The 21,237-nt window shown below is 43.7% G+C and carries 23 protein-coding genes; 15 read left to right on the top strand and 8 right to left on the bottom strand.

The genetic code is table 11. The features are described 5' to 3' along the window. Positions 1-2 precede the first annotated feature (2 nt). The gene (locus UCH003_RS01520; RefSeq protein WP_060825155.1) at positions 3-1,685 is read right to left on the bottom strand and encodes a 4Fe-4S dicluster domain-containing protein; all 1,683 of its coding nucleotides are present in this window, start codon (positions 1,683-1,685) and stop codon (positions 3-5) included. A 163-nt stretch (positions 1,686-1,848) separates the two neighbouring features. Between UCH003_RS01520 and UCH003_RS01515 the strand changes: the two genes are divergently transcribed. From UCH003_RS01515 to UCH003_RS01490, 6 genes are read left to right on the top strand one after another with little or no spacing between them, the layout of a single operon-like run. Next, complete coding sequence (locus UCH003_RS01515) at positions 1,849-3,051, top strand: ABC transporter substrate-binding protein (RefSeq protein ID WP_231964795.1); 1,203 nt, start codon at positions 1,849-1,851, stop codon at positions 3,049-3,051. 1 nt (position 3,052) lies between these two features. Continuing rightward, positions 3,053-4,669: a sensor histidine kinase gene (locus UCH003_RS01510; RefSeq protein ID WP_060825153.1), complete on the top strand. Its 1,617-nt coding sequence runs from the start codon at positions 3,053-3,055 to the stop codon at positions 4,667-4,669. Continuing rightward, positions 4,662-5,336, top strand: coding sequence for a response regulator (locus UCH003_RS01505; protein WP_060825152.1), 675 nt, complete (start codon positions 4,662-4,664; stop codon positions 5,334-5,336). The genes UCH003_RS01510 and UCH003_RS01505 overlap by 8 nt, the downstream gene beginning before the upstream one ends. Next, a complete protein-coding gene (gene selA / locus UCH003_RS01500; RefSeq protein ID WP_060825151.1) occupies positions 5,333-6,670 on the top strand; it encodes an L-seryl-tRNA(Sec) selenium transferase in 1,338 nt (445 codons plus the stop codon). The genes UCH003_RS01505 and selA overlap by 4 nt, the downstream gene beginning before the upstream one ends. Then, a complete protein-coding gene (gene selB / locus UCH003_RS01495) occupies positions 6,671-8,506 on the top strand; it encodes a selenocysteine-specific translation elongation factor (protein ID WP_060825150.1) in 1,836 nt (611 codons plus the stop codon). A gap of 15 nt (positions 8,507-8,521) precedes the next feature. Beyond that, complete coding sequence (locus tag UCH003_RS01490) at positions 8,522-10,504, top strand: bifunctional diguanylate cyclase/phosphodiesterase (protein WP_060825149.1); 1,983 nt, start codon at positions 8,522-8,524, stop codon at positions 10,502-10,504. Between the two features lie 8 nt (positions 10,505-10,512). On the opposite strand, the gene UCH003_RS01485 is transcribed toward UCH003_RS01490, so the two are convergent. Continuing rightward, positions 10,513-11,031 carry a hypothetical protein gene (locus UCH003_RS01485; RefSeq protein ID WP_060825148.1) on the bottom strand — a complete coding sequence of 173 codons (519 nt, stop codon included), beginning with the start codon at positions 11,029-11,031 and terminating at the stop codon, positions 10,513-10,515. 155 nt (positions 11,032-11,186) lie between these two features. Between UCH003_RS01485 and UCH003_RS01480 the strand changes: the two genes are divergently transcribed. From UCH003_RS01480 to UCH003_RS13760, 4 genes are all read left to right on the top strand, one after another. After that, positions 11,187-11,642, top strand: coding sequence for a MarR family winged helix-turn-helix transcriptional regulator (locus UCH003_RS01480; RefSeq protein WP_060825147.1), 456 nt, complete (start codon positions 11,187-11,189; stop codon positions 11,640-11,642). 62 nt (positions 11,643-11,704) lie between these two features. After that, complete coding sequence (locus UCH003_RS01475) at positions 11,705-12,271, top strand: YceI family protein (protein ID WP_060825146.1); 567 nt, start codon at positions 11,705-11,707, stop codon at positions 12,269-12,271. A 142-nt stretch (positions 12,272-12,413) separates the two neighbouring features. Further along, positions 12,414-12,848 (top strand): pirin family protein, encoded by a 435-nt coding sequence (locus UCH003_RS13765; protein ID WP_231964794.1) that lies wholly within the window; start codon positions 12,414-12,416, stop codon positions 12,846-12,848. 53 nt (positions 12,849-12,901) lie between these two features. Continuing rightward, positions 12,902-13,120 carry a hypothetical protein gene (locus tag UCH003_RS13760; protein ID WP_231964793.1) on the top strand — a complete coding sequence of 73 codons (219 nt, stop codon included), beginning with the start codon at positions 12,902-12,904 and terminating at the stop codon, positions 13,118-13,120. Positions 13,121-13,260: 140 nt separating this feature from the next. Here the strand turns inward: UCH003_RS13760 and UCH003_RS01465 are convergent, their stop codons facing one another. Continuing rightward, the gene (locus UCH003_RS01465; protein WP_060825145.1) at positions 13,261-14,235 is read right to left on the bottom strand and encodes an HD domain-containing protein; all 975 of its coding nucleotides are present in this window, start codon (positions 14,233-14,235) and stop codon (positions 13,261-13,263) included. A 16-nt stretch (positions 14,236-14,251) separates the two neighbouring features. Then, positions 14,252-14,458, bottom strand: a complete 207-nt coding sequence (locus UCH003_RS01460) for a hypothetical protein (RefSeq protein ID WP_039673819.1) — start codon at positions 14,456-14,458, stop codon at positions 14,252-14,254. Between the two features lie 94 nt (positions 14,459-14,552). Between UCH003_RS01460 and UCH003_RS01455 the strand changes: the two genes are divergently transcribed. The 4 genes from UCH003_RS01455 to UCH003_RS01440 all read left to right on the top strand — a co-directional run bounded on the left by UCH003_RS01455 (position 14,553) and on the right by UCH003_RS01440 (position 18,464). Continuing rightward, on the top strand, positions 14,553-15,272 hold the full coding sequence (locus UCH003_RS01455; RefSeq protein ID WP_060825144.1) for a thioredoxin domain-containing protein: 720 nt from the start codon (positions 14,553-14,555) through the stop codon (positions 15,270-15,272). An 83-nt stretch (positions 15,273-15,355) separates the two neighbouring features. Next, the gene (locus tag UCH003_RS01450; RefSeq protein WP_060825143.1) at positions 15,356-16,495 is read left to right on the top strand and encodes a PAS domain-containing protein; all 1,140 of its coding nucleotides are present in this window, start codon (positions 15,356-15,358) and stop codon (positions 16,493-16,495) included. A gap of 38 nt (positions 16,496-16,533) precedes the next feature. After that, the gene (locus UCH003_RS01445) at positions 16,534-17,214 is read left to right on the top strand and encodes a response regulator transcription factor (protein ID WP_060825142.1); all 681 of its coding nucleotides are present in this window, start codon (positions 16,534-16,536) and stop codon (positions 17,212-17,214) included. Then, positions 17,211-18,464, top strand: coding sequence for an ArsS family sensor histidine kinase (locus UCH003_RS01440; RefSeq protein ID WP_060825141.1), 1,254 nt, complete (start codon positions 17,211-17,213; stop codon positions 18,462-18,464). The genes UCH003_RS01445 and UCH003_RS01440 overlap by 4 nt, the downstream gene beginning before the upstream one ends. Here the strand turns inward: UCH003_RS01440 and UCH003_RS01435 are convergent. Beyond that, positions 18,461-19,468 (bottom strand): DNA adenine methylase, encoded by a 1,008-nt coding sequence (locus UCH003_RS01435; RefSeq protein ID WP_060825140.1) that lies wholly within the window; start codon positions 19,466-19,468, stop codon positions 18,461-18,463. The genes UCH003_RS01440 and UCH003_RS01435 overlap by 4 nt on opposite strands. Before the next feature lie 265 nt (positions 19,469-19,733). After that, entirely contained in the window at positions 19,734-19,973 is a 240-nt protein-coding gene (locus UCH003_RS01430) for a hypothetical protein (RefSeq protein WP_060825139.1), read from the bottom strand. Between the two features lie 201 nt (positions 19,974-20,174). On the opposite strand from UCH003_RS01430, the gene UCH003_RS13670 reads away from it, so the two are divergent. Next, on the top strand, positions 20,175-20,423 hold the full coding sequence (locus UCH003_RS13670) for a hypothetical protein (RefSeq protein WP_060825138.1): 249 nt from the start codon (positions 20,175-20,177) through the stop codon (positions 20,421-20,423). Between the two features lie 232 nt (positions 20,424-20,655). On the opposite strand, the gene UCH003_RS01420 is transcribed toward UCH003_RS13670, so the two are convergent. Beyond that, complete coding sequence (locus UCH003_RS01420; protein ID WP_060825137.1) at positions 20,656-20,946, bottom strand: EexN family lipoprotein; 291 nt, start codon at positions 20,944-20,946, stop codon at positions 20,656-20,658. After that, positions 20,946-21,221 carry an EexN family lipoprotein gene (locus UCH003_RS01415; RefSeq protein WP_231964792.1) on the bottom strand — a complete coding sequence of 92 codons (276 nt, stop codon included), beginning with the start codon at positions 21,219-21,221 and terminating at the stop codon, positions 20,946-20,948. Before UCH003_RS01415 ends, UCH003_RS01420 begins: the two co-directional genes overlap by 1 nt. Positions 21,222-21,237: the final 16 nt, after the last annotated feature.

Genomic DNA, 21,237 nt, shown 5'->3' with positions numbered 1-21,237 from the left:
GTTTACCCTACCGTTTCGTTAACGTTTGCTTCTACGGAAGCTCTAAAAATAACCTTTGCTTTGCAATCGGGACAGCAATAAAGCGTCTTGAGTTTTACCGGATCGCCTAAAAACAGAGGCGTCATAATGGCGGCTATTTTACGTACCGCTTTTGCCGTTGCAAACTCTTTGCCGCACTCGGTGCATTTGAAAAGTTCGTCTTGCGCCATGATGCGTTGGGAAAACCATGTCGGGCTAAGTCGAAGTTCATCTTTAATCACGCTCAAGCACTCTTTTTCCGGACAGGTCGCTTCGCAATAACCGCAATTCGTACAAATCGATGCGTTGAAACGTAACGAATTATCTTCCGGATGCGCCGTCAAAGCTCTAACGTTACAAGCACCCACACAGCTTAAACACAACGTACATTTTTCCGCATCGATGCGAATATCGCCGTAATGGACATGTTCGCCGGTTCGAACCGTACCCAAATCCTCATCGCCGACCAAATGTGCCAAACGCGCCGAAAAGATTTCGCGTTTGCGTAAACCCTCTTCGTTAATGCCGTATCGGCACTCCGGCAAAGCTTGCATCGTCTCGAAAGCGTGACTTAATTCTTGTGCGTTTTGGCAAACGAAAATTGCTTTTTTAGCGTATTTGCGTTCAAAAATTTCATTGATAATGCGAATAACGTCGCCCGTACCTTTGGAGATAAAATCGGTATAAAACACGATCGGATTGCCGCATGTTTGAAGCAAATTGAGCATATGCGCTTCGTGAAGGTATTTTTCGCCTTCGATCATCATCGGTAAAACGTTTTCTTCCAAAGGAATCGTAATAGACTCCAAATCCATTTTTTGAGGAATAATTAAAGGAATCGTTCCTTCGTAGTATTCGCTCATATAAGAAAATGCGCGTCTTGGCATCTGCGTATAGTCCAAAGCACCGCTCGGACAAACGCTAATACAGCCGCCGCAACCGTGGCAATCGATATGCGAAAAAACTAAATGCTTCGTTTCGTCTTCTTTTAAGATGGCTACCGTCGGACACACTTCGGCACATTTACCGCACACCTCTTCGCGACGCTCATGGTATTGGCAAATCGAACTGTCGTAATTGATAAAGTTTTTGTAGCGATACGTACCGGTATTCGTACGCATTTTTTTCAACGCCGCCTCTTCGCCGAGCAGCGAAGGATCGTAAACGCCGCTTTGTTTCATCGCAAAACTCGGAGCGTTCCACCAAAGTATTTGATCGCAGTTCAATTCTAATATCGCATCGTCTTTTTTCAAAACCACGACTAAGTCGCCGATATGCCCGTTCACGTCTAAAATCATTGATGGTAAAAGCGTAACAACGCTATAACCTTCAGCCGACAATATATCTTTTAATGCCTCTTTTTCACGATCTTCCGTTACGATAAGTAACTTTGTGCCGACCTCTTGGGCATAGTCTTGGTCTTGCGCGTAGTCAAATCCGACGGCGCGAATGGCATACAATTTGGAAACATTTCGAATTTTTTGAGCCAAAACGTCTTTGGAGCGTGTAAGATAGAAGTTAATTTCAGGAGCATAAATAACCGCGTTGACGCACGGATCGTTAGAAACGATGTACTCCGCTTCGGTTGAAGCGTTTACGACGTCAATCTCGTCGCCTAGAGGAAAGTCAAGCGGTGTTGTACTAAAGTAAGCAAATTCTTGATGCATTTCAACGTCCAGTTGGTAAATGTTTATTGACCGTATTGTAAGCATAAAACCTTTAAAGCGATCTTAACAAGACAAAAATTATCACGTTTACTTATAGTTATATATTAATTTATACAACGTTCGCAGGGGCGTTTTGCGAACTTAGGGAGAGATTAAACTTCATATGGCTATAATCATTTATCCCAACGCACAGAGGCTACCATTGGTTAATAAAGTTTTCCTAGTCGCTACCGTTATTTTAGTCAGTTTTGTCGCGCTTACGGGAATTTTTACGCTCTATCACTCTGCTATGCCCAAAGAATCGATCGTCTTAGGGGCATCTCTACCGCTCAGCGGCATCAACAGCCATTTGGGCAAAGACATCGTCGTGGGTGCCAATACCTATTTTAGCTACACCAACGCCAAAGGCGGCATCCAAGGTAAGAACGTCGAGCTCATCAGCTACGACGATAAATACGAACCTGAAAACACGTGGAGTAACACGCTTACCTTACTTAATAAAGACAATGTCTTCGCTCTCTTCGGCTTTGTCGGTACGCCGACGGTGAAACGTGTTTTACCGTTGGTCGAAGAGAGCGGTACGCCTTTCATCGCTCCTTACACGGGTGCTTCTTTCTTACGCACCGAAGAGGCGAACAATATCGTGAATTTTCGCAGTTCTTACGAAGAAGAGGTCGATGCGTTGGTCGAACACCTAACCAGCGTTTTAAACGTAAAGCGGTTTGCCATTTTTTACCAAAACGACGATTACGGCGAAGAGGGTTATATCGCTCTTTCGCATGCACTTTCCAAACGCAACTTGATACTCTCCGCCGAAGGAACGTACAAACGCAATACGCTCTCCATTCGCCATGCGATTCATGAAATCGAAGCGGCAAAACCCGAAGCCATCATTTTGGTGGGCGCATACAAACCGACAGCACGTTTTATCGAGAAAGTGAAAGAGTGCTGCCCTCAAAAAATCATCTTCTGCCCGATTTCGTTTGTCAATGCCGATGCTTTGATGCATGAGCTTCACGGCAACGGAGAGAATATTCTTTTCTCGCAAACCGTCCCTTCGTACGATGATTTTTACTCTAAAGAAGCGGCCGAGTATTTAGACCATCTTAGCTTTTACTACCCCGAAGAAAAGCCCTCTTTAGTCTCTTTTGAAGCCTATTTGTCCGCAAAAGCACTCGTCAAAGCGTTAAAAGCGGTACAAGGGCCTTTAAGCCGATCTAAATTCCTGCATGCCCTCAAAACCTTACCAAAGAACAGTCTGGACAATATCCCTTTACACTATAAAAATTCCCAACTGCTCAATAACGTTTATCTGTCCAATTACCGTCAAGGTAAATTTGAAATCATCCAAAAATACGAGTATTAAGATGACGCTAGTTCAGTTTATCAACCAAAAACTCGAAACGATCAAATTTAGCAATAAAACGAAAATACTCATTACGATTATTCTCAGCGGCACAATGACCATCGGCTTTTTGATGTTCGTTTCTATTTTTGCGCTCAAGTACGACTACGAAACGTTGTTTCAAAAGCACACACTTCCGCAGGTCGATTTGGAAGAGATCAAAGACATCTACCGCGTTAATATCTCCGAAACCCTGAGCGACATCAAAGACAAACAAATCAGTAGCCAAGATGCGATCGAGGTCATTTACCTTTCGCAACAAATTATTCGAAAACAGTGGCAAAGTTATCAAAAAGCCGCCAATATGCATATCGGAGGTGTTCCCTACTTTGCGAGTCGTTGGCTCAGCCTCTTCTTGGTGACGCCGAACAAACCCGAGAAAAACGTTTTTCAGCAAGGTATCGTCGAAAAAATTTCCCTCAAAATGGACGAATTGGACGCGCAAATCACGCTTTTGATTGATCGACTCAAAGCGCAAAAAACCCAAGAAGCCGCGGCGATGATCGACTCGATTATGCTCTCGACCAACTCTTTAAACATCTATCTTTCCAGTTTGATTACGAGCCACCTCAAACAATCGATCTCCGAAAAGCAGATCAACGACAGCCTGTTTCAAACCAGTACCTATATGCTCATCTTACTCATCGGTATGATCTTCTTTTTTATCACGATGGTGCTCTTAATCATCATCAACCATTTTAAGAACATTCACAACTACTTGGAAGAAAATATCGCCGAAAAGACGCATGAACTTAGAGACTTGAACAACTCGCTAGAGCAACGCATCAAGCGCGAAGTCGAGAACAGCCGTAAAAAAGACAATATTATGTTCCAACAAGCCCGCCTCGCCTCTTTAGGAGAGATGCTTCAAAATATCGCGCACCAATGGCGACAACCTTTAGGCTCTTTGATGATGATTATTCAAAGTTTTGAGAGTAAATTCTACGCGGGAAAACTCGATGAAGCGTTCGTAAGCTCTCGCGTCAAAGACGCCGAACTGCTCTCGTCAAATATGTCCGAAACTTTGGAAGATTTTCGGACGTTCTTCAACCCTAATAAAAGTAAAAAGACGTTTCACATTCAAAACGTGATCCAAAAAGCGATCGATCTTTCCAAATACCAACTGGAAAAAGAAGAGATCACGCTACGGTTTTTCATTCGCAACGACATTGAAGCATTTGGCTTTAAAAACGAGCTGATTCACGTGTTGTTAAACCTTATCGGAAATTCTAAAGACATTTTAGCGGGTAAAACGGAACTGCACGAAAAGATCATTCACATTATTTCCAAACAAAATGAAGAGAGTATTTTCGTCAACGTCATCGACAACGGCGGCGGAATAAAAAGTGATATAATACCCAAAGTGTTCGACCCCTATTTTACGACAAAACACAAAAGCGTAGGCACGGGAATCGGGCTTTACATGTCAAAACAAATGGTCGAAAAACATATGCACGGAAAGATTACATGTAAAAACCTTCGCCACAAACTCGGGACGAAAGATTTTTTCGATTGCACCATGTTTACGATCGAAATACCCAAAAAACAGATTGATTTAGGCGAGGCAGAGGATGAATAAGCGTAATTTCGAACTTTTAGGCACTTTTAACGTCTTGTATATCGAAGACGAAGCGGATCTTCTCAAACATACGACTTCGGTCTTGGAAGATTTCGTGAAAAAAATCTATCCGGTGCAAACGATCGACGAAGCGTTAGAGATCATCAAAACCGAAAAAATCGACGTTATTATCGCCGATATTCACCTTCGCTACAGCAACGGACTCGACTTCTTGCGAACGCTCAAACACGATTTGGAGATCGAAATGCCCTCCATCGTCACCACCGCGTTTAGCGACACCGAATACCTTCTCGATGCTATCAAACTTCACGTCGATAACTATTTGATCAAGCCCGTCAACATCAAAGAACTGCTTAACGCCTTGCACGACGTTTTACTGCCGAAAATTCAGGCCAAAGAGATCGAGCGTTCGTACAACATCATCAAAACCATCTCCGCGGTCACCGACAGCAAGCAAGTCGAAATTATCCGTTTTATCATCAAAAATCTCGATAACGACAATATGCTCAACTACTCCTACAGCGAAATTATGGAGCAGGTCAACGTCAGTAAACCGACCGTCATCAAACTCTTTAAACAGCTCGGCGATCAGGGGATTTTGACCAAAATACAAAACAAAAAATACCTTTTCGACGAAACCAAACTTCCCTTACCGGAGGAAGCATGAATCCGCTTCGCACCCTTCCTAAAGTCGACAAATGCCTAGCGCATCCCGTGCTACAAGGACTTAACGAACATCTTTTGGTACAGATTATTCGTCAAAAGATCGACGATTTACGCGCAAAACTGATCAATCAAACGGTTCACGGTTTTGACGAAGAGGCGTTAATCCGCTCCATCAAAGCGGCTTACGACGAAGCGTTAGAGCCTTCGCTAAAACCGCTCATTAACGCAACAGGCGTCATTTTACACACCAATATGGGCCGAAGCCTTATCTCCAAAACACTCTTAAATCGCGCAAGCGAAGTCATTTGCAACTACTCCAATTTAGAATACAACTTGGAACTTGGGTGCCGCGGAGAACGTTACGAACATGTCGGGAATCATCTCAAACGTCTTTTAAACGTTGAAGACGTTCTCATCGTCAATAACAACGCCGCCGCCGTTTTTTTGGTACTCAACACCTTTGCCAAAAACAAAGAAGTCGTGGTTTCCCGCGGCGAATTGGTCGAAATCGGAGGAAGTTTTCGCATTCCCGAAGTCATGAAGCAAAGCGGTGCGATTTTATGCGAAGTGGGTGCGACCAATAAAACGAAAATCCTTGACTATGCCGATGCCATCAACGACCGTACGGCGATGTTGATGAAAGTGCATCAGTCTAACTTTTCGATGGAAGGATTTAGCGAAAGCGTCGATTACGAAAGCCTGCGACACCTTGCCGCCAACCGCGGTCTTTTGGACTATTACGATCTTGGAAGCGGGTATGTTCCCAAACTGCCTTATCACCTTGGTAACCGCGAACATTCGCTCTCGCAAATTCTAACATGTCAGCCCTCTTTGATCAGCTTTAGCGGCGACAAGCTCTTTGGAAGCGTGCAAGCGGGCATTATCGCCGGACGCGCGGATTTGATCGCCGCATTGAAAAAAAACCAACTCTTACGCATGCTTCGCGTCGATAAAATCACCTTGAGTTTACTCGAAGAGAGCATCAAAGCCTATTTGCAAGAAGCCTACGAAGAGATTCCGACGCTTTGGCTTCTTTTCCGTAGCGTCGAAGAGCTTAAAAAACGCGCCGCTTTCGTGCGGAACAAAGTCGGCAAAACGCTTTGCGAGGTCGTGGAAAGCGAAACCTATATGGGCGGAGGCACGCTTCCCAACCGACGTTTTCCGACCGTCGCTTTACGTATCAAAGGAAAAGCAACGCATTTAGAGCGTGCTTTTCGCGAAAATCACGTGATCGGGCGCATCGAAAACGACGCGTTTTTACTCGACTTTCGTACAATACTGCCGAGTAACGAAACACGCCTTATCACAATTATGACCACACTTTTAGGACGTTAAATGGAGTATATCATCGTCGGAACCGCCGGTCACGTCGACCACGGTAAAACGGCTCTTATTACCGCACTGACGGGATTTGAGGGCGATAGTTTAGAAGAAGAAAAACGCCGCGGAATTACCATCAACCTGAGTTTTTCTTCCATGCACAACAACACGACCAACGTTGCGTTTATCGACGTACCGGGCCATGAAAAACTGTTAAAAAATATGATCGCCGGAGCTTTCGGCTTTGACGCGGGACTGGTCGTCATCGACGCCAATGAAGGTATGATGCCCCAAACCAAAGAGCATTTGGAGATTCTCAATCTCTTAGGGCTTAAACACATCGTCGTCGCTTTGAGCAAAAAAGACCTGGCTTCCGGCGAAACGCTTGCGCTTCGACGCGAAGAGATCGAAAGCTATTTTGAAACGCTCAAACACCTTCAACTAAGGGCTATCGTTCCGGTAAGCATTTATGAGCCTTCCTCGATCGAGACACTTAAAAACACCCTCTTTGCCTTGCCTTGCGAGCCTAAAAAAAGTAACGGTCTGTTTCGCTACTACGTCGATCGCTCGTTTTCGATCGCAGGTGCCGGAACCGTCGTGACCGGAACGGTTCTAGACGGAACGATCAAAGTCGGCGAGAAACTCTACGCTCCCGAAATTGATAAAGAATTTACCGTCAGAAACCTCCAAGTCCACGAGCAAGACGTTGCCGAAGCGTTTAGTTCGCAACGAACCGCGATTAACATTCAAAGCGCGCAAAAAGCCTCGTTTGAAAAAGGCTTGCTCTTTTGTAAAAAAGGGTTTATCCGAGGATTCGACGTTGCCGATGTCTGGGTTGAAAGTATCGGCGGACACACGCTCAAACACAACGCCAAACTCAACCTTTTCGTCGGAACCAAGCAAGTCGAGGCACGGCTTTTGAGCTACGAAAACGAAGAGAGTTTTACACAAGGCTACGCGAAACTGCACTTTAATAAAACACTCTTTTTGGTCTACGGCGAACCTTTTATCTTGGCGATCGGAGGGCGAACGGTCGGCGGCGGACGCGTGCTCAATCCTATCAACGACCCGATGAAGAAAAAAGCGAAGCTGGAACTGCTTCACGCCTTACATGTCAAAGATTACCGAAGTGCTTTTTCCCTTTTGGTTGAGATGCACAAACACGGTTTCGGGCTCATCTCTTCCAACCAACGCTTCGGACTCAACCATGACGAAGCTATCGAGATTGCCGACGCAATGGAAGGTATTTTCGTCGATCAAAAAGGCTTGGTACTCTACCCCGATTCGATTCGATCGGAACTTGAGGGGATTATCAAAACGATCTACGCTAAAAACGCCTATGCGCTTCTTTCTGCAAGCTCCATTTCGCTCAAACTCAAATGGGCAAGTACGGCACTCGTGGAGAGCGTTTTACAACAACTCTGCGACGAGGGCGTGCTGGATTTCGTCGGCGGCGTCTATAAAAACGCGCAAATCGACATCGACAATATCGAAGCCTTGATCGAAGAAAAACTCTACGCAATTTTGGAAAAATCGGCATTCACGCCCGACGCACCGTACAATATCTACGATGCACTCGACATCGATCGAAAAATGGGCGACGATGCGCTTAAAAGCCTCACGCGTGCAAAAAAAGTGATCCGTTTGGAACACAATCTTTTCGTTAGTGCTACGGCTTTGAGTACAATGGTTAAACATATGCGAGACATTATGCGCAACGAAAAAGGGATCGATATTAAATCCTTTAAAGAACATTTCGAAATGAGCCGTAAATATTTGATCGCTTACCTTGACTATCTCGATAACTTTGACGACGTTAAAAAAGAGGACACGCGGAGAATTTTAATCTAAACACAGGAGGAGCCGATGGGGTATATCGTCAACAAAGTACTGTTTAAATATCTCGTATGGCTTTTTTCATGCTTTATCGCAAGCGGGATTCTCGTAATCGGCGTGCATGAGTTTTTTCATACGCTCTCACGTACGCTCGATCGCAAATCAGACAACTTGCGTCAAAAAATCGACATTACCCGCTTTTTGCTCGAAGACATTCATCGGCTTCAAATCAATTTCTTAGGACTTTCCGCCGCAACCAAAACCGAAAAACAACGCCTCGAAATCGCAGCATCGATCGAAGCGACTTTGGATCGCCTTCTTGAAAAAAACACGACCCTTGCACAAGGCGGAACGCTGAGTATCCCCTTATCGCATAATAGCACGCAAAGCGTTACCAAAACCTATACGCCTTCACTCTCTTTAGGATCGCCGCAAACGCTCTTGTTTCATCACGGAGAGATTCGAGAAAAATTACGCCGTATTTTAGAACTCCTAGAGACGCGCGATCGCTATTTTGCGCAAAATCATCCCGACCTCAATACCTTGGCGTTTCACATTCGAGGCGAAAACCAAGTCGTCTCTGCACTCCTTAGCCGTTACGAGATCGAAGTCGAAACTGCGCTAGAGACCGAAAATCGCTATCTTGAAACGTTTCAAGAACAAAAAGTGCGCGAAGATCGTTACTACTATGTCGGAGAAATCATTCTGATCGCACTCACGCTCACCCTTGTCTCTTTTTTAATTTATAAAATCGTTTTACAGATCATTCAACTCTACAAAGAGTTGGAAAATAGACTTTACGTCGACCATCTGACCAAACTTTACAACCGAACCGCTCTTTTAAGAGACATCGCATTGGTGCGTTCACCCGCCGTTTTGCTGATCGATATTAACGCTTTTCGCACCATCAACGAACTCTACGGCGTGGAAGTCGGTAACGAAGTCTTGGTACTTTTTTCCACGCTGCTGCAAGAGTTTACAAAACGCCACCGTTTGGATCTTTACCGACTTTCCGGAGACGAATTCGTCATTTTACGCTCCGATAGCTCCTATGATAGCGATGCATGTTCTAAAATGATCGAAGAACTTCTTACCCGCGTCAAAGAGCATACGATCCGCGTGCGATCGCTCAAAGAGCCTCTTTATCTTGATATTTGCATCGGCGTTTCATTCGAGAAAGAGAACGTACTCGGCACTGCCGACATTGCGCTTAATGAAGCGAAAAAGACGCACACGCATGTCGTCTTTTACCGCGATATTCACGCCATCAAACAAGAGATAGAAAAAAACGTTTATTGGAAAAATAAAATTGCACGCGGGATTGAATGCGACCTTTTTATGCCCTTTTTTCAACCCATCGTCGCCGCAAACGGAAAAATCGTCAAATACGAAGCATTAATGCGCCTGCAAGACGATGAAGATCCGACACGTTTTTACGCTCCGAACGATTTTTTGGAAACGGCGATCAAAACCCACCAATACTCCGAAATCTCACGTATGATGCTCTTTAAAAGCATCGATATTGCCGCAAAAACGCGCACATGTATCTCGCTCAATATGAGTTATTTGGATCTGATCAATACCCCGTTTTGCAAAGAACTTTACGAGCATATCGAAGCAACCGCTACGGGCGAGTTGCTGGTCGTCGAGTTTTTAGAATCCCAAGGCGTTCAAAATTATGCGACGGTTCAAGCTTTCGTACAAAAATTTAGAACCTTGGGCGTTCGTTTTGCCATCGACGATTTTGGATCGGGCTACTCCAATTACGCTTACGTTTTCGAGTTGTCCCCCGATTTTATCAAAATCGACGGCTCGTTGATTCAACATATCGCGCACGATCCAAAAGCCCTTGCTTTGGTACAGGCGATCGTTTTATTTTCCCGAAAAATCGGCATTCAAACGGTCGCGGAATTTGTCTACGCCCAAGAAGTGTACGAAGAGGCGTTAGCGCTTCAAATCGATCTTTTTCAAGGCTATTATTTCGGCAAACCCGAAAGAACGTTCCGCACGTAAATGCACTATTATTTTTCCTTATTTTGAAGACACTTTTCGCACTTTTCCCGCTCCCATTTATGCTTCATTCCTTTGATATAAACGATCAAAATAAAAAAGAGTGCGGAGGTAATGCCCAACACGAATAATAAATAGGTCTCGGAAGGATCGGTCTCCAACAAAATGAGCTTTCGCACCAATACGACGAACGAAATTTCAAGAAAGGTCACCGCGTAGTCAAACCCGTCTTGAATAAAAAGCGTCTTCACGATCGCCAAGACGATCAAAATAAACAAGCCGTCCGTCAAAATAATTTTCATCGAATTAAAATCGAGCGCACCTTGCGAAATCGTAAACGATACCATTTTATAGCCCAGACTAATGAAACATTGCCCCAAATAGACGATCATCATCACGATAAAAATATACCGCGCGATATTTAAAATATTGAGCAACAAGTTTTCAACGTTAATTTCAAAAAACTGATTGAGCGCGAACACTTTGCTTGAAAGGTTTTTCGCTTCGTGTTCCGTTTGATTTTCTTCCATACGTTTCCCTATCCGTAAAATTCGGCGCAATTATAGTACAATTTAAAGAAGAAGACGTTACATGTCAACCAAAAAGTGACGTTTTTGTTTTCTTTTTAGAATGGTCTTGACATTGCTACTAATTAGTAATATAATTTCGGCAAAGGAAGGTAAAAATGAAACTACGTTCAGGCGTCAAAAGTTACGGAGAACGCACCGATAAAAGCATGCAAACATGGATTCAAATCCTGCGCGCATTTCAAAAAATCCGTGCCAAAGAGTTGAAATACATCAACGCATCCGGTTTGAGTATGAATCAGTTTGAAATTTTGGAAGTCCTTTACCATCGCGGCGATTTACCGATAGGTTCTATCACCAAGTTGATTATGAGCACTCCGGGAAACGTCACCGTGGTTGTCAAAAATCTTACGCGAGACGGTCTTGTTCAAACGCTTCCGTCCCTTGAAGATAGCCGTGTGCGTATCGTAAGCATTACCGAAAGCGGACGCGGACTTATCGGCGGTATGTTTACCGAACACGCAGCCAATCTTAAGAGTTATTTTGACATGTTGAGCGATGAAGAGTTGGTCACGTTATACGACCTGTTACGAAAATTGCAAAAAGCGCAATAGACTTCGTGTAAGTCAGCTATTTTTTTGCTCTAATATTACTAATTAGTAAAAAAGGAACCCTTATGAAAATCAAAACCTTACTCGCAAGCTCTTTCTTGGCAGGCACTGCCCTCTTTGCCGGAAATTACAACGTCGACCCTAGCCATTCCAGTACGGACTTTAGCGTCAAACACGCGATGATCTCAACGGTTAAGGGGAATTTTGCAACATTTAACGGAAGCTTCGTTTACGATGAAGCTAGCAAAACGCTTCAATCGCTCAACGGAACGATTCAAGCGGCAACCATCGATACCGGTATCAAAGACAGAGACGATCACCTCCGCTCCGCCGATCTTTTCGACGTTGCCAAATATCCGACGATTAGCTTTACGCTCGATGAAATCAAAGGCGACAAAGCCTACGGCAAACTCACGATGAAAGGGGTGACCAAACCCGTTGTGTTAGCTTACGAAAACGGCGGAGCCGCAACCGATCTTTACGGCAACAAACGCGTAGGACTTGGTCTTAGCGGTAAAATCAACCGATCAGACTTTGGCATCACATGGAACAAAGCCCTTGAAACGGGCGGCGTCATCGTAGGCGAAGAGGTTAAAATCGACGTCGCGTTAGAAGGTATTTTGCAAAAATAGTTTTTTGCTAGCATTCTTGCAACACCGTAAGTATTTTTCTGCCTCGAAAGAGGCTAGCTTGAGTGCCGTAGCGGCGTAGCGTCATTTTTAAAGCTTTGCTTTAAAAGCGTGTCACAATAGTTTACATGTAAAGGAGTCAACCATGGCATTTACGATTCACAAAGCCAACCAAAGAGGCAAAGCGGAGCATGGTTGGCTTCACAGCCGTTTTAGCTTTTCCTTTGCGGAATATTACGACCCAGCACGCATGGGATTTGGCGTGCTTCGCGTCATCAACGACGACATCATTGAAGCCGGACAAGGCTTTAGTATGCACCCGCATCGCGATATGGAGATCGTCTCCATCGTGACGCAAGGCGTTCTTATTCATCAAGACTCGGAGGGAAACCGCGGCGAAATTCATGCGGGCGAAATTCAGTATATGAGTGCGGGGAGCGGTGTTTTACACTCCGAATTTGCTTCCGGAAAAGGCAAAGCGGCCTTATTCAAATCTGGATTCAACCCGATCGAAAAGGAGCTCAACCTCTTTACGCGCAACGCGATTTTCGAAACGACATACGTCCCGATCGCTGGTTAACGCTGGTTTCACCCAACGGTAAAGATCACTCCATTGCGATTCGTCAAGATGCCTTGATCAAGACGGCACAACTTAACGAGGGAAAAACCCTTCTTCTTCCTTCATCGGAACCCAATCGCGGCAGGCTCGTTTTTATCGTCGAGGGAAGCGTTGAAATCGAAGGCGTTTTGATGGAAGCGCGAGACGAAGTGCAGATTACCGAGGATAAAACGTACGAAATCAAAGCGACTCAATCCTCGCGGATTCTTCTCTTTGACGTAGCGATGCTCTAAAAACGTTTAACGCGCAAGCACGATACAAGTTGCGATCAAAGCGATAATCTCAGGGGCATATTTGACGTAAGTGATCCAAACACGCATAGCGTATCCTTTCGTTTTTGCGTACGCTAAGCATTTTTAGTTCCGTAGCATGCTTACATGTAAAACGAATATGCCTGAATCTTATCCTGAAGTTTCGAAGCTAAGTAGGCATGCGCATACCCCAACTCGGCTAAAATGAGTTTCGCTTCTTCGAGATAAGTACGTTTTTTACAGCTATTCCAATGTTTTGGAGGCTCACCGAGATTGACGATGCGATCGGCAAGTTTCACCAAAGCAACGCAGTTTTGACGTTTTTTCAATTGATCGAGGCTCTTGCGCATTTGTGCCTCTTTGGAAGGCAGGTTTTTATCTTTCGTCAGCGCGTATACGCCTTTAGCGATGACTTCTTTATGTCCGGCGATCGGACTCTCTTTCGTAATGCAAATCGGCGTATCTTCGTTCACGTCGTGTAAAAGCGCACACGCGATCGCTACGTTATGCTCGTCGTAGCTCAAAGGCTCTCGCGAAAAGGCGTTGATGACCTCTGCCGTCACGCTTAAAAGATGCATCACATACGGCAACCCGTGGGGCGTTTTCTGTTCACCGTGCGCTTTTAGGGCAAACGCAAGATTTTCGCGAAAATCGTCCACGTTAAAAAGCTCTTGCGGCAAAAAAACTTCCTTCGGCGTTGCTAAGGGCAAGGTCGGTGATTTGCCTTTTTGCATCGCGGCATAATGCTCTTTGTTGTCCGCAGTGTCGAAAAAGAGCAGATAGTTTCCTTGATCGGTAACGAGTTCCAACTCTTCAAAATGTTCCCAACCGCTCTCACTAACGTACAGGCGGCACTCTTTAAGGACGTGAAACGTTCCGCTAAGCGGATGCAAAACCTTAGACGGCGGCAAAGGGATAGTGTCGCAGTAAAACGACTCTATATAGCCCATTGCACCGCCTTCGGTCTCAAAAGAAAACGTAACGCTTTTCGTACGCCCTTCAACCTCGTAAGCCAACTCGACGAGATTGTTTAACATGTAAACTGCCGCAATGCGACGCTCTTTCAACTCATTGAGATAGGGCCAAACTTGTTTCATCGTTGTACCTCGAAACTTACTTTTTGCATAGCTCGTTAAACCATTGTTCATTTTCGTGCGAACGGTTGGACTTGGAGCGGAGAAGGTTTTCTTTGATCGACGCCAAATCGTCGATCTCCAAAAATTCAAGCATCGCAAAAGACGCAATCGGCGCATTCGGATCGGACTCGATCAGCGTCTCAATGTCACGAATTAGTTGCGTTTTATCGGCGTTCTCAGCCATTCGTTGACCTTTTGTTAACAAAATATGATAAAAATTATTGTACAATACCTAACATTTCATGCAGTTTACAAACTGCAAATCATAAGGAAAATGAATGAAAAAACATCTTTTATGGCTCGTTGCGCTCTTTACCTCATCCCTTTTTGCCGCAACCGATGCCGAAATCGTTGAACATTTCAAATCAACGATTCAAGTCCCCAACATTACCATCGAAGTGGTTTCCCGCCAAAAAGTCGACGGCATCGACGGAATGGATTTTGTGACGCTGAACCTAAGCGACGGAAAACGTTCTCAAAAATTGAGCATTTTCACCAAAGAAGATCTTATTTTCCCCGATGTCATTAGCATCAAACAAGGCGGAAGCATTAAAGAGATGATGGAAATGGCAGAGCTTCAAAAGAAACTCTCTCCTTTGTACCAAAAAGAGGATAAGAAAAATATCGTTGCACTCGGTAACGATCCGAAAAAAGACACCCTCGTCGTTTTTACCGATCCGGAGTGCCCTTATTGTCGTCAAGAACTCGCTCAAATCGAACAACGTTTAACGACGCATAACCTTCGTTTAATCTTCACGCCGGTGCATGAGAGAAGCTCGTTGGAAAAATCCGTCTTGATTTACAACGAAACGTCCAAAGTTAAAAGCGATGCCGAAAAGATTAAAATCTTGAAAAAATATTACGACGAATCGGTCAAATACGACCAAAAAATTAGCGATAAAGAAGTCGCTCATATCGATGAACTCAAAGCAAAATATTTCGGAGCGGGTATTAAAGGCGTTCCGTTTATCGTACGGGAAAAAGAACTGTTAAAATAAACACGATTTTCATGCCGCTTAAACTTCAAGCGGCATGAAAAACTTTGCTTTTTAAGCATACCAGCGATCACAAAAGAGAAACGATGAGCTTACCGACTTTTCTTGCCTTAGCCGTTCTTTTAAGTATAGTCTTTTTTTTCATGACATCGTCTCAACGTGTAAAACGCACTCAAAAGCCCTCCGTTTCGTATGAAAACGATCTTGTTTTTTATACGTTAGCACTTCCTTCCTTTTACAAAAAAGAATCTCAGAGCGTTTGCAACAAAGCATTTGCGCAAGCTTTCGGTGCGCATGCGAAAGAGGCGTTAGCCCATATCGAAACCTTTCCAAAAAAAGGAAGCGTCACCACAGAGCTGACGTTCGACAACGACGTACGCAAAAGCGTTCAGATCTCGTTTTCAACCCTGTTCGGTTCAGAAAATACGCCTATCGGTTACAGCGGTATTATCGTCGATATCTCTTCGTTTCAAAAAAACAAAGAAAACCTTTTGCACCAAAAAGAGCGTTTGGAACTTGCATTAGAGGGGAACGACGAGGCTTTTTGGGATTGGGATATTCAAACGGAGAGCGTCTTTTTTTCACCCAAATGGAAGCACATCATGGGTTATGCGCCCAATGAAACGCCCTCGACGCTTTCGTCATGGCTCAATTTGGTGCACACCAAAGATATGGCCGTCGTCAATGAGCGTCTTAAAGCGCATCTTGACGGCAAAAGCGATATTTTTAGCATCGAACACCGCATTCGTCAAAGCGATCCGCTGCAATGGGTTCGCGTTAAAGCCAAAGCGATTCGCGACAAACGCAACCAAGCAATTCGTATGGTGGGTACGCTCAAAGAGATCACCTATGAAAAAGCGGCACTTCAAAACACAACGCTTGAAAATGAACGTTACGCCGCCTTTTTTGAACAGCTCCCCGTTTTGGCATTTATCAAAAATCGCCAAGGTCCGTATCTTTACCTCAACCGCACTTTTCAAAAATTCCTCGGATTTAAAACATGGCAGTCCAAAACCGCGCACGAACTTTTCGACGCTAAAACAGCCGATACGATCGACGATATCGATCGCTTGAGTTTTTTTGAAAACCGCTTTAACCATACGCTTGAACTTTCGACGCAAGAAGGTCTCGTCGTGACGTTTGAGGTTTATACCTTTATCGTCGATACTCAAGATGCCGATAAGGTCATCGGCGGTTTTTGCATTAACAAATCGTTCAAACTCTAAAGGTATGATGAATCAAACAATTCTTCGAGGATACGACGATGCAACCCAATTTACTGATGATCGAAGACGATGTCGAGCTGGCCGATATTTTGTGTACGTTTTTAAAACGTTACAATATCAACGTTACCAATTACGACGATCCGTATTTAGGGATTAGTGCTTTAAGCATCGGCAAATACGATTTACTGATTTTAGACCTCTCGCTTCCCGGACTCGACGGACTTGAGATTTGCAAAGAAGTCCGTGCCAAAAGCAATATTCCTATTATCATCTCTTCCGCGCGCAGCGATTTGGAAGATAAAATTATCGGCTTGGAACTCGGAGCCGACGACTATTTGCCTAAACCCTACGAGCCTAAAGAGCTTTACGCGCGCATCATGAGCGTTTTAAGACGGTACAAAAAAAGTCTTCAAAGTACCAACGAGTCCGAAACGTCCGAGCTAAATCTCAAAGAAGAGAGCCACACGATTTTCTTTCGCAACGCACCCTTAACGCTCACACCCGCCGAGTACGACGTGCTTGCGTACCTAATCAAAAAAAACAACTGTGTGGTTTCAAGAGCCGAACTCTTGGGCAGTACTCCAAGCCTCAACGAAGAGAACGAAAGCCGAAGCCTCGACGTACTGATTAGCCGTATTCGCACCAAACTTTGTGAGAGCTCTAAAGAGCCCAAACTCATCCACTCCGTCCGAGGAATCGGCTATAGGCTCCAAGCATGAAGTGGTACCACTCGCTTCTGGTTCGCATAACGCTGATTTTCGCGCTCGCACTTGCGGGCATGAGTGCTATTTTTTTCGTTGTCGCACGTTACGAAACCCTACGCGACGTGCAAACCGTCGTCGATTACTCTCATGTCGCCTTGCGTGCCGCTTTTGATCGACAAACGCAAAACCTCGATTTTGGTAAATTGGAAGAGATGGGCTTTTCACTCGTCACCGACGAAATGCTCAAAGACAAAATTCTCGACCGCCCTCGTCCGCCCAAACCTTTTCCGATGAAACGGATGGAAGAGCGTTTTCGCTACGGAGTCGATTGCGTGCCTTACGGTATGCATATTTATACGATCTTGCTCAACCGCGATATGCCGCCTATCGTTTTAGAAGCACCTTTTAAAAAAGAGATTTTGCCGCGTATCGTTTTTCCGCTTTTAGCACTGGCGTTTGTCGTGATACTCTACATCGGCATCATCCGAAGCCTTCTGCCGCTCAAAAATTTGCGCGAACAGATCAAACGCTTCGCAAACGGGCATTACGACATCACATGTAAAAGTAAAAAACGCGACGAAATCGCCGCTTTGGCGAACGAATTTGACGCGGCCGTTACCAAAATCAAGTCCTTACGCGATTCAAGACAACTCTTTTTACGCAACATTATGCACGAACTCAAAACGCCGATTACAAAAGGAAAATTGGCGGCGGAAATGCTCGAAGATACGACCTACGCTTCAATTTTGCAAAACGTTTTTAAACGCCAAGAAGCTCTTTTGGAAGAGTTTTCGCGTATCGAAAAACTCAGCGCCGATGAGCTAAAACTCGACATCAAAGCCTATCACGTCGAAGATATCGTCGATTTTGCCTTGGATCTTTTAGCCGATAAGAAAGAACATATCACATGTGAGCTTTTGCCGATCGATCTAAACGTCGATTTTGAACTTTTCGGCGTTGCACTGAAAAACCTGCTCGACAACGGCGTTACCTACTCCAAAGATGCCCATGTCACGCTTTACAACGATACAAAATGCATCTCCGTCAGCAACGAAGCACCTGCTTTGGAATGTGCACTCGAAGACTACGCAAAACCCTATTTTTTAGAAGGGAAAAAGCAAAAAAGCTCGCGCGGCCTTGGCTTTGGGCTTTTTATCACATGGCATGTCATTCGCCTACACGGTATGAAGTTAGAGTACAAACACGACAAGGGAAAGAATATTTTTACGATTTGGCTTAAAAATGAAACACCCTCACCTCTTTAATACGCTTTCTCCAAAATATGTAAATACTCGTACGTCGTGTCGGCTTTGTGATTTCTATTTTCCGTTTTGTCGGCTTTAAAACGACGATACGCTTTTTTTTCTAAGTGATAACGGCCGTATTTTGACATGATTTTGCGGATGTCGATGGCGTTCATAAGCCCTTCGTCGTTATAGCTCAAAAAAATCGAAGAAAATCGAGCCTGTTTAATCAACTCTTCAAATGCACGAAAAACCTCTTTTTTCTTACAATAGCTACTTTTCTGGTAGGCGCGTAACCCGCTAATGCCTTCGGGCGTAAACGTATCGTATAGGGCAATCGTATTGAGCAGGTGGTAATTCGCTCCGTAGTCTCGGTGATTGTAAGGCGGATCAAGGTATAAAATATCGCCTTTGATCTCTTTGATAAGCACGTTAGCGTCTTTTTGATAAACGACGTGAGAGCTGATGCCAAGCTCGCAATCGGCGGGAGCAAGAACCAACTTCCGTGCGGCGGGTTTTTTGAGTTCTTTTAAAAAAGAGCCGTAAATGGACGCGGTATTGGCTATTTTATCGGCACTTTCGATGAGAGAGGCGATTAAAAAGTAGTATGCCGCGTCGTTGATCGTGCCCGCGGTTTTCCATGCTTCGATTTGCGTGCGTATCGCATCGATTTTCTGACCGTTTTCATCGCTGAAGTAGCGTCTACCGCTTTCGCTTCCTATGCAATAATGGGTGTAAATAAACCCGGTATCGATAGGTTCAAGGGCATTAAGCTCTTCGATCAACGCGTCTTGCTCGGCAATCGTTTCGCAATTTTCGATGTAATGCTTGTTTAGCACAAAACTGTACGCTTCGCGATCGTTACTAATGATCTGCTTGACGTCATTTTTGAAGCTTCTTCCCACGATTCCCGTACCCGCAAAAAGATCGCAAAACACTTTTTGGGATAAGTCGCAACCGAGGACATCTGTAATGGTCTTTTTCAAAAAAGAGGATAATTTGTATTTCGAGCCGATATAATTCATAAGACTTCTTGTGTATCGTATGGTTTGAAAGTCTTAAGTATATCGCTTTTTGTAACGAATGTGCGTGAAAAAATTTCTACGAAAAATCTTTACATGTCAGCATTAAAATAGTACGCAAAAAGGGGAAATCTAACAATCAAACGATGAATTGAAAAAGAATTTTTGAAAGAAATGGCGAGGAAGGGATTTGAAAATCTCTATTTTATGGGATAAAAATAAAATATTTAAAAAACATACTGTAAAAACTACTGTAATAAATAAATGTTCAAAATTCGCCCCTCTCTCTCGCTCTTTGAATAGCCTCTTCAGAGCTTAGATGATGAACACACATATCAACCAACATTTTAATATCTCTCTCGTTTAAGTAAATATCTTCAATCGAATGAGTACCAATGTTTGATTTAATGCTGTCATATTGCTCTTTTGTGAGTTGGTTTTTATACTTATTGAGGATTGCTACGCTCTCCTCAAAGCTGTGTACTTCGGGAAAAATTACTTTTGCCATTGTGAACTCCTTTTGCTTACATGTCAATAATTTTACAAAAAGCGATTGTCTGTTTTGAAAGTTTCTAACGCTATAATATAACTTGTGATGACCACAAGAAAGCATTTTGCTCGATAAAATTTTAGGTGTCATTATTATAGCACAATGAAAAGTCTAAAACCTCTTGGGGTGTTGTTTACCTTTACATGTAAGGAGCAAAAAATGAATGAAGAACTTTTAGATGAAGTATTAAGCGGTAAAGCGTTTGAGGGGCTTTCTTTGAAGCTACACAAAGAGGGTAAAGACGTTATTTTACATGCAGATGAATTACCCAATGGTGGTAATTATATTGTTTACCCCAATAAAAAAGCATATTTGATAAGCTATGATGAAACATTGAAAAAAAGCATACTTGGTCGAGAACTCACTCAAGAAGAGTATGAATTGATAGGCATTGAACACTATGCCTAACCCGCTTAGAGCCATAAGACCGAAAGACCACACCCAATTAATAAGAGTCAGTGCGGTAAAAACCCATAAAGATGCAGACTTAACGGTCGGTATCCACGATTGTAATCCGCTATCTATTATTTTTAGTACACTTGTGCTACTTTCAATCGCAAAAAGAGGGGAAGAAAAAAGAAAAAGAAAGAGTAAATATTTTACTAAAAATTTTACTCTTTCTAGGGTTAAATTATTGTTTTTATTGTTTGTAAGGGTTTTCTGTTGGCTTTCTAACGAAATCTTGCATATTTTCGTTTGTGTCGTAAATGTTTTTTCTATTTTGTTTATTATCAAAAATAGCTTGTTGTGCATTTTGACATTCACGTTCTTGCATTTCATTGGATTTCTCCAATTTTTTGCACTCTTGTACCCTGATTTTTGCTTCTTCTAAATGTGCATCGTAATACTCTTTGGTTTTCGCGTCTTCGCCACAACCCGTTAGAAGTATTAACGCACTTAGACTTAGTAACCCCAATAGGATAGTTTTCACTATTTCGCTCCCGGTAATTTTGCAAACGACTTAGGGTCGTTGTGGGTGTCAAACGGATTTTTTGCGTTAGGATTAAATTCGATTGCGCGTTTTGCATTTCTGCAATCAAGTTGTTGGATTTCATTGTATTTCTCCAACTTCTCGCATTCCGCAACTCTTTTTTCCGCTTCGTCTATGTGTTGAGAGTAATACTCTTTGGTTTTCGCTTCCTCGCCACAACCCGTTAGAAGTATCAACGCACTTAGACTTAGTAACCCCAATAGGATAGTTTTCACTATGCTCTCCTTTAAA

The sequence above is a fragment of the Sulfurospirillum cavolei genome, from assembly GCF_001548055.1.
Lineage (GTDB): Bacteria > Campylobacterota > Campylobacteria > Campylobacterales > Sulfurospirillaceae > Sulfurospirillum.
The sequence above is the reverse complement of the archived record's forward strand: the minus strand, read 5'-3'. Positions and strand labels throughout refer to the sequence as shown.

What these genes read in the sequence shown, in the direction of transcription:
- UCH003_RS01520 (WP_060825155.1), bottom strand. Translation starts at nt 1,685, where the DNA reads ATGCATCAAGAATTTGCTTACTTTAGTACAACACCGCTTGACTTTCCT.
- UCH003_RS01515 (WP_231964795.1), top strand. Translation starts at nt 1,849, where the DNA reads ATGGCTATAATCATTTATCCCAACGCACAGAGGCTACCATTGGTTAAT.
- UCH003_RS01510 (WP_060825153.1), top strand. Translation starts at nt 3,053, where the DNA reads ATGACGCTAGTTCAGTTTATCAACCAAAAACTCGAAACGATCAAATTT.
- UCH003_RS01505 (WP_060825152.1), top strand. Translation starts at nt 4,662, where the DNA reads ATGAATAAGCGTAATTTCGAACTTTTAGGCACTTTTAACGTCTTGTAT.
- selA (WP_060825151.1), top strand. Translation starts at nt 5,333, where the DNA reads ATGAATCCGCTTCGCACCCTTCCTAAAGTCGACAAATGCCTAGCGCAT.
- selB (WP_060825150.1), top strand. Translation starts at nt 6,671, where the DNA reads ATGGAGTATATCATCGTCGGAACCGCCGGTCACGTCGACCACGGTAAA.
- UCH003_RS01490 (WP_060825149.1), top strand. Translation starts at nt 8,522, where the DNA reads ATGGGGTATATCGTCAACAAAGTACTGTTTAAATATCTCGTATGGCTT.
- UCH003_RS01485 (WP_060825148.1), bottom strand. Translation starts at nt 11,031, where the DNA reads ATGGAAGAAAATCAAACGGAACACGAAGCGAAAAACCTTTCAAGCAAA.
- UCH003_RS01480 (WP_060825147.1), top strand. Translation starts at nt 11,187, where the DNA reads ATGAAACTACGTTCAGGCGTCAAAAGTTACGGAGAACGCACCGATAAA.
- UCH003_RS01475 (WP_060825146.1), top strand. Translation starts at nt 11,705, where the DNA reads ATGAAAATCAAAACCTTACTCGCAAGCTCTTTCTTGGCAGGCACTGCC.
- UCH003_RS13765 (WP_231964794.1), top strand. Translation starts at nt 12,414, where the DNA reads ATGGCATTTACGATTCACAAAGCCAACCAAAGAGGCAAAGCGGAGCAT.
- UCH003_RS01465 (WP_060825145.1), bottom strand. Translation starts at nt 14,235, where the DNA reads ATGAAACAAGTTTGGCCCTATCTCAATGAGTTGAAAGAGCGTCGCATT.
- UCH003_RS01460 (WP_039673819.1), bottom strand. Translation starts at nt 14,458, where the DNA reads ATGGCTGAGAACGCCGATAAAACGCAACTAATTCGTGACATTGAGACG.
- UCH003_RS01455 (WP_060825144.1), top strand. Translation starts at nt 14,553, where the DNA reads ATGAAAAAACATCTTTTATGGCTCGTTGCGCTCTTTACCTCATCCCTT.
- UCH003_RS01450 (WP_060825143.1), top strand. Translation starts at nt 15,356, where the DNA reads ATGAGCTTACCGACTTTTCTTGCCTTAGCCGTTCTTTTAAGTATAGTC.
- UCH003_RS01445 (WP_060825142.1), top strand. Translation starts at nt 16,534, where the DNA reads ATGCAACCCAATTTACTGATGATCGAAGACGATGTCGAGCTGGCCGAT.
- UCH003_RS01440 (WP_060825141.1), top strand. Translation starts at nt 17,211, where the DNA reads ATGAAGTGGTACCACTCGCTTCTGGTTCGCATAACGCTGATTTTCGCG.
- UCH003_RS01435 (WP_060825140.1), bottom strand. Translation starts at nt 19,468, where the DNA reads ATGAATTATATCGGCTCGAAATACAAATTATCCTCTTTTTTGAAAAAG.
- UCH003_RS01430 (WP_060825139.1), bottom strand. Translation starts at nt 19,973, where the DNA reads ATGGCAAAAGTAATTTTTCCCGAAGTACACAGCTTTGAGGAGAGCGTA.
- UCH003_RS13670 (WP_060825138.1), top strand. Translation starts at nt 20,175, where the DNA reads ATGAATGAAGAACTTTTAGATGAAGTATTAAGCGGTAAAGCGTTTGAG.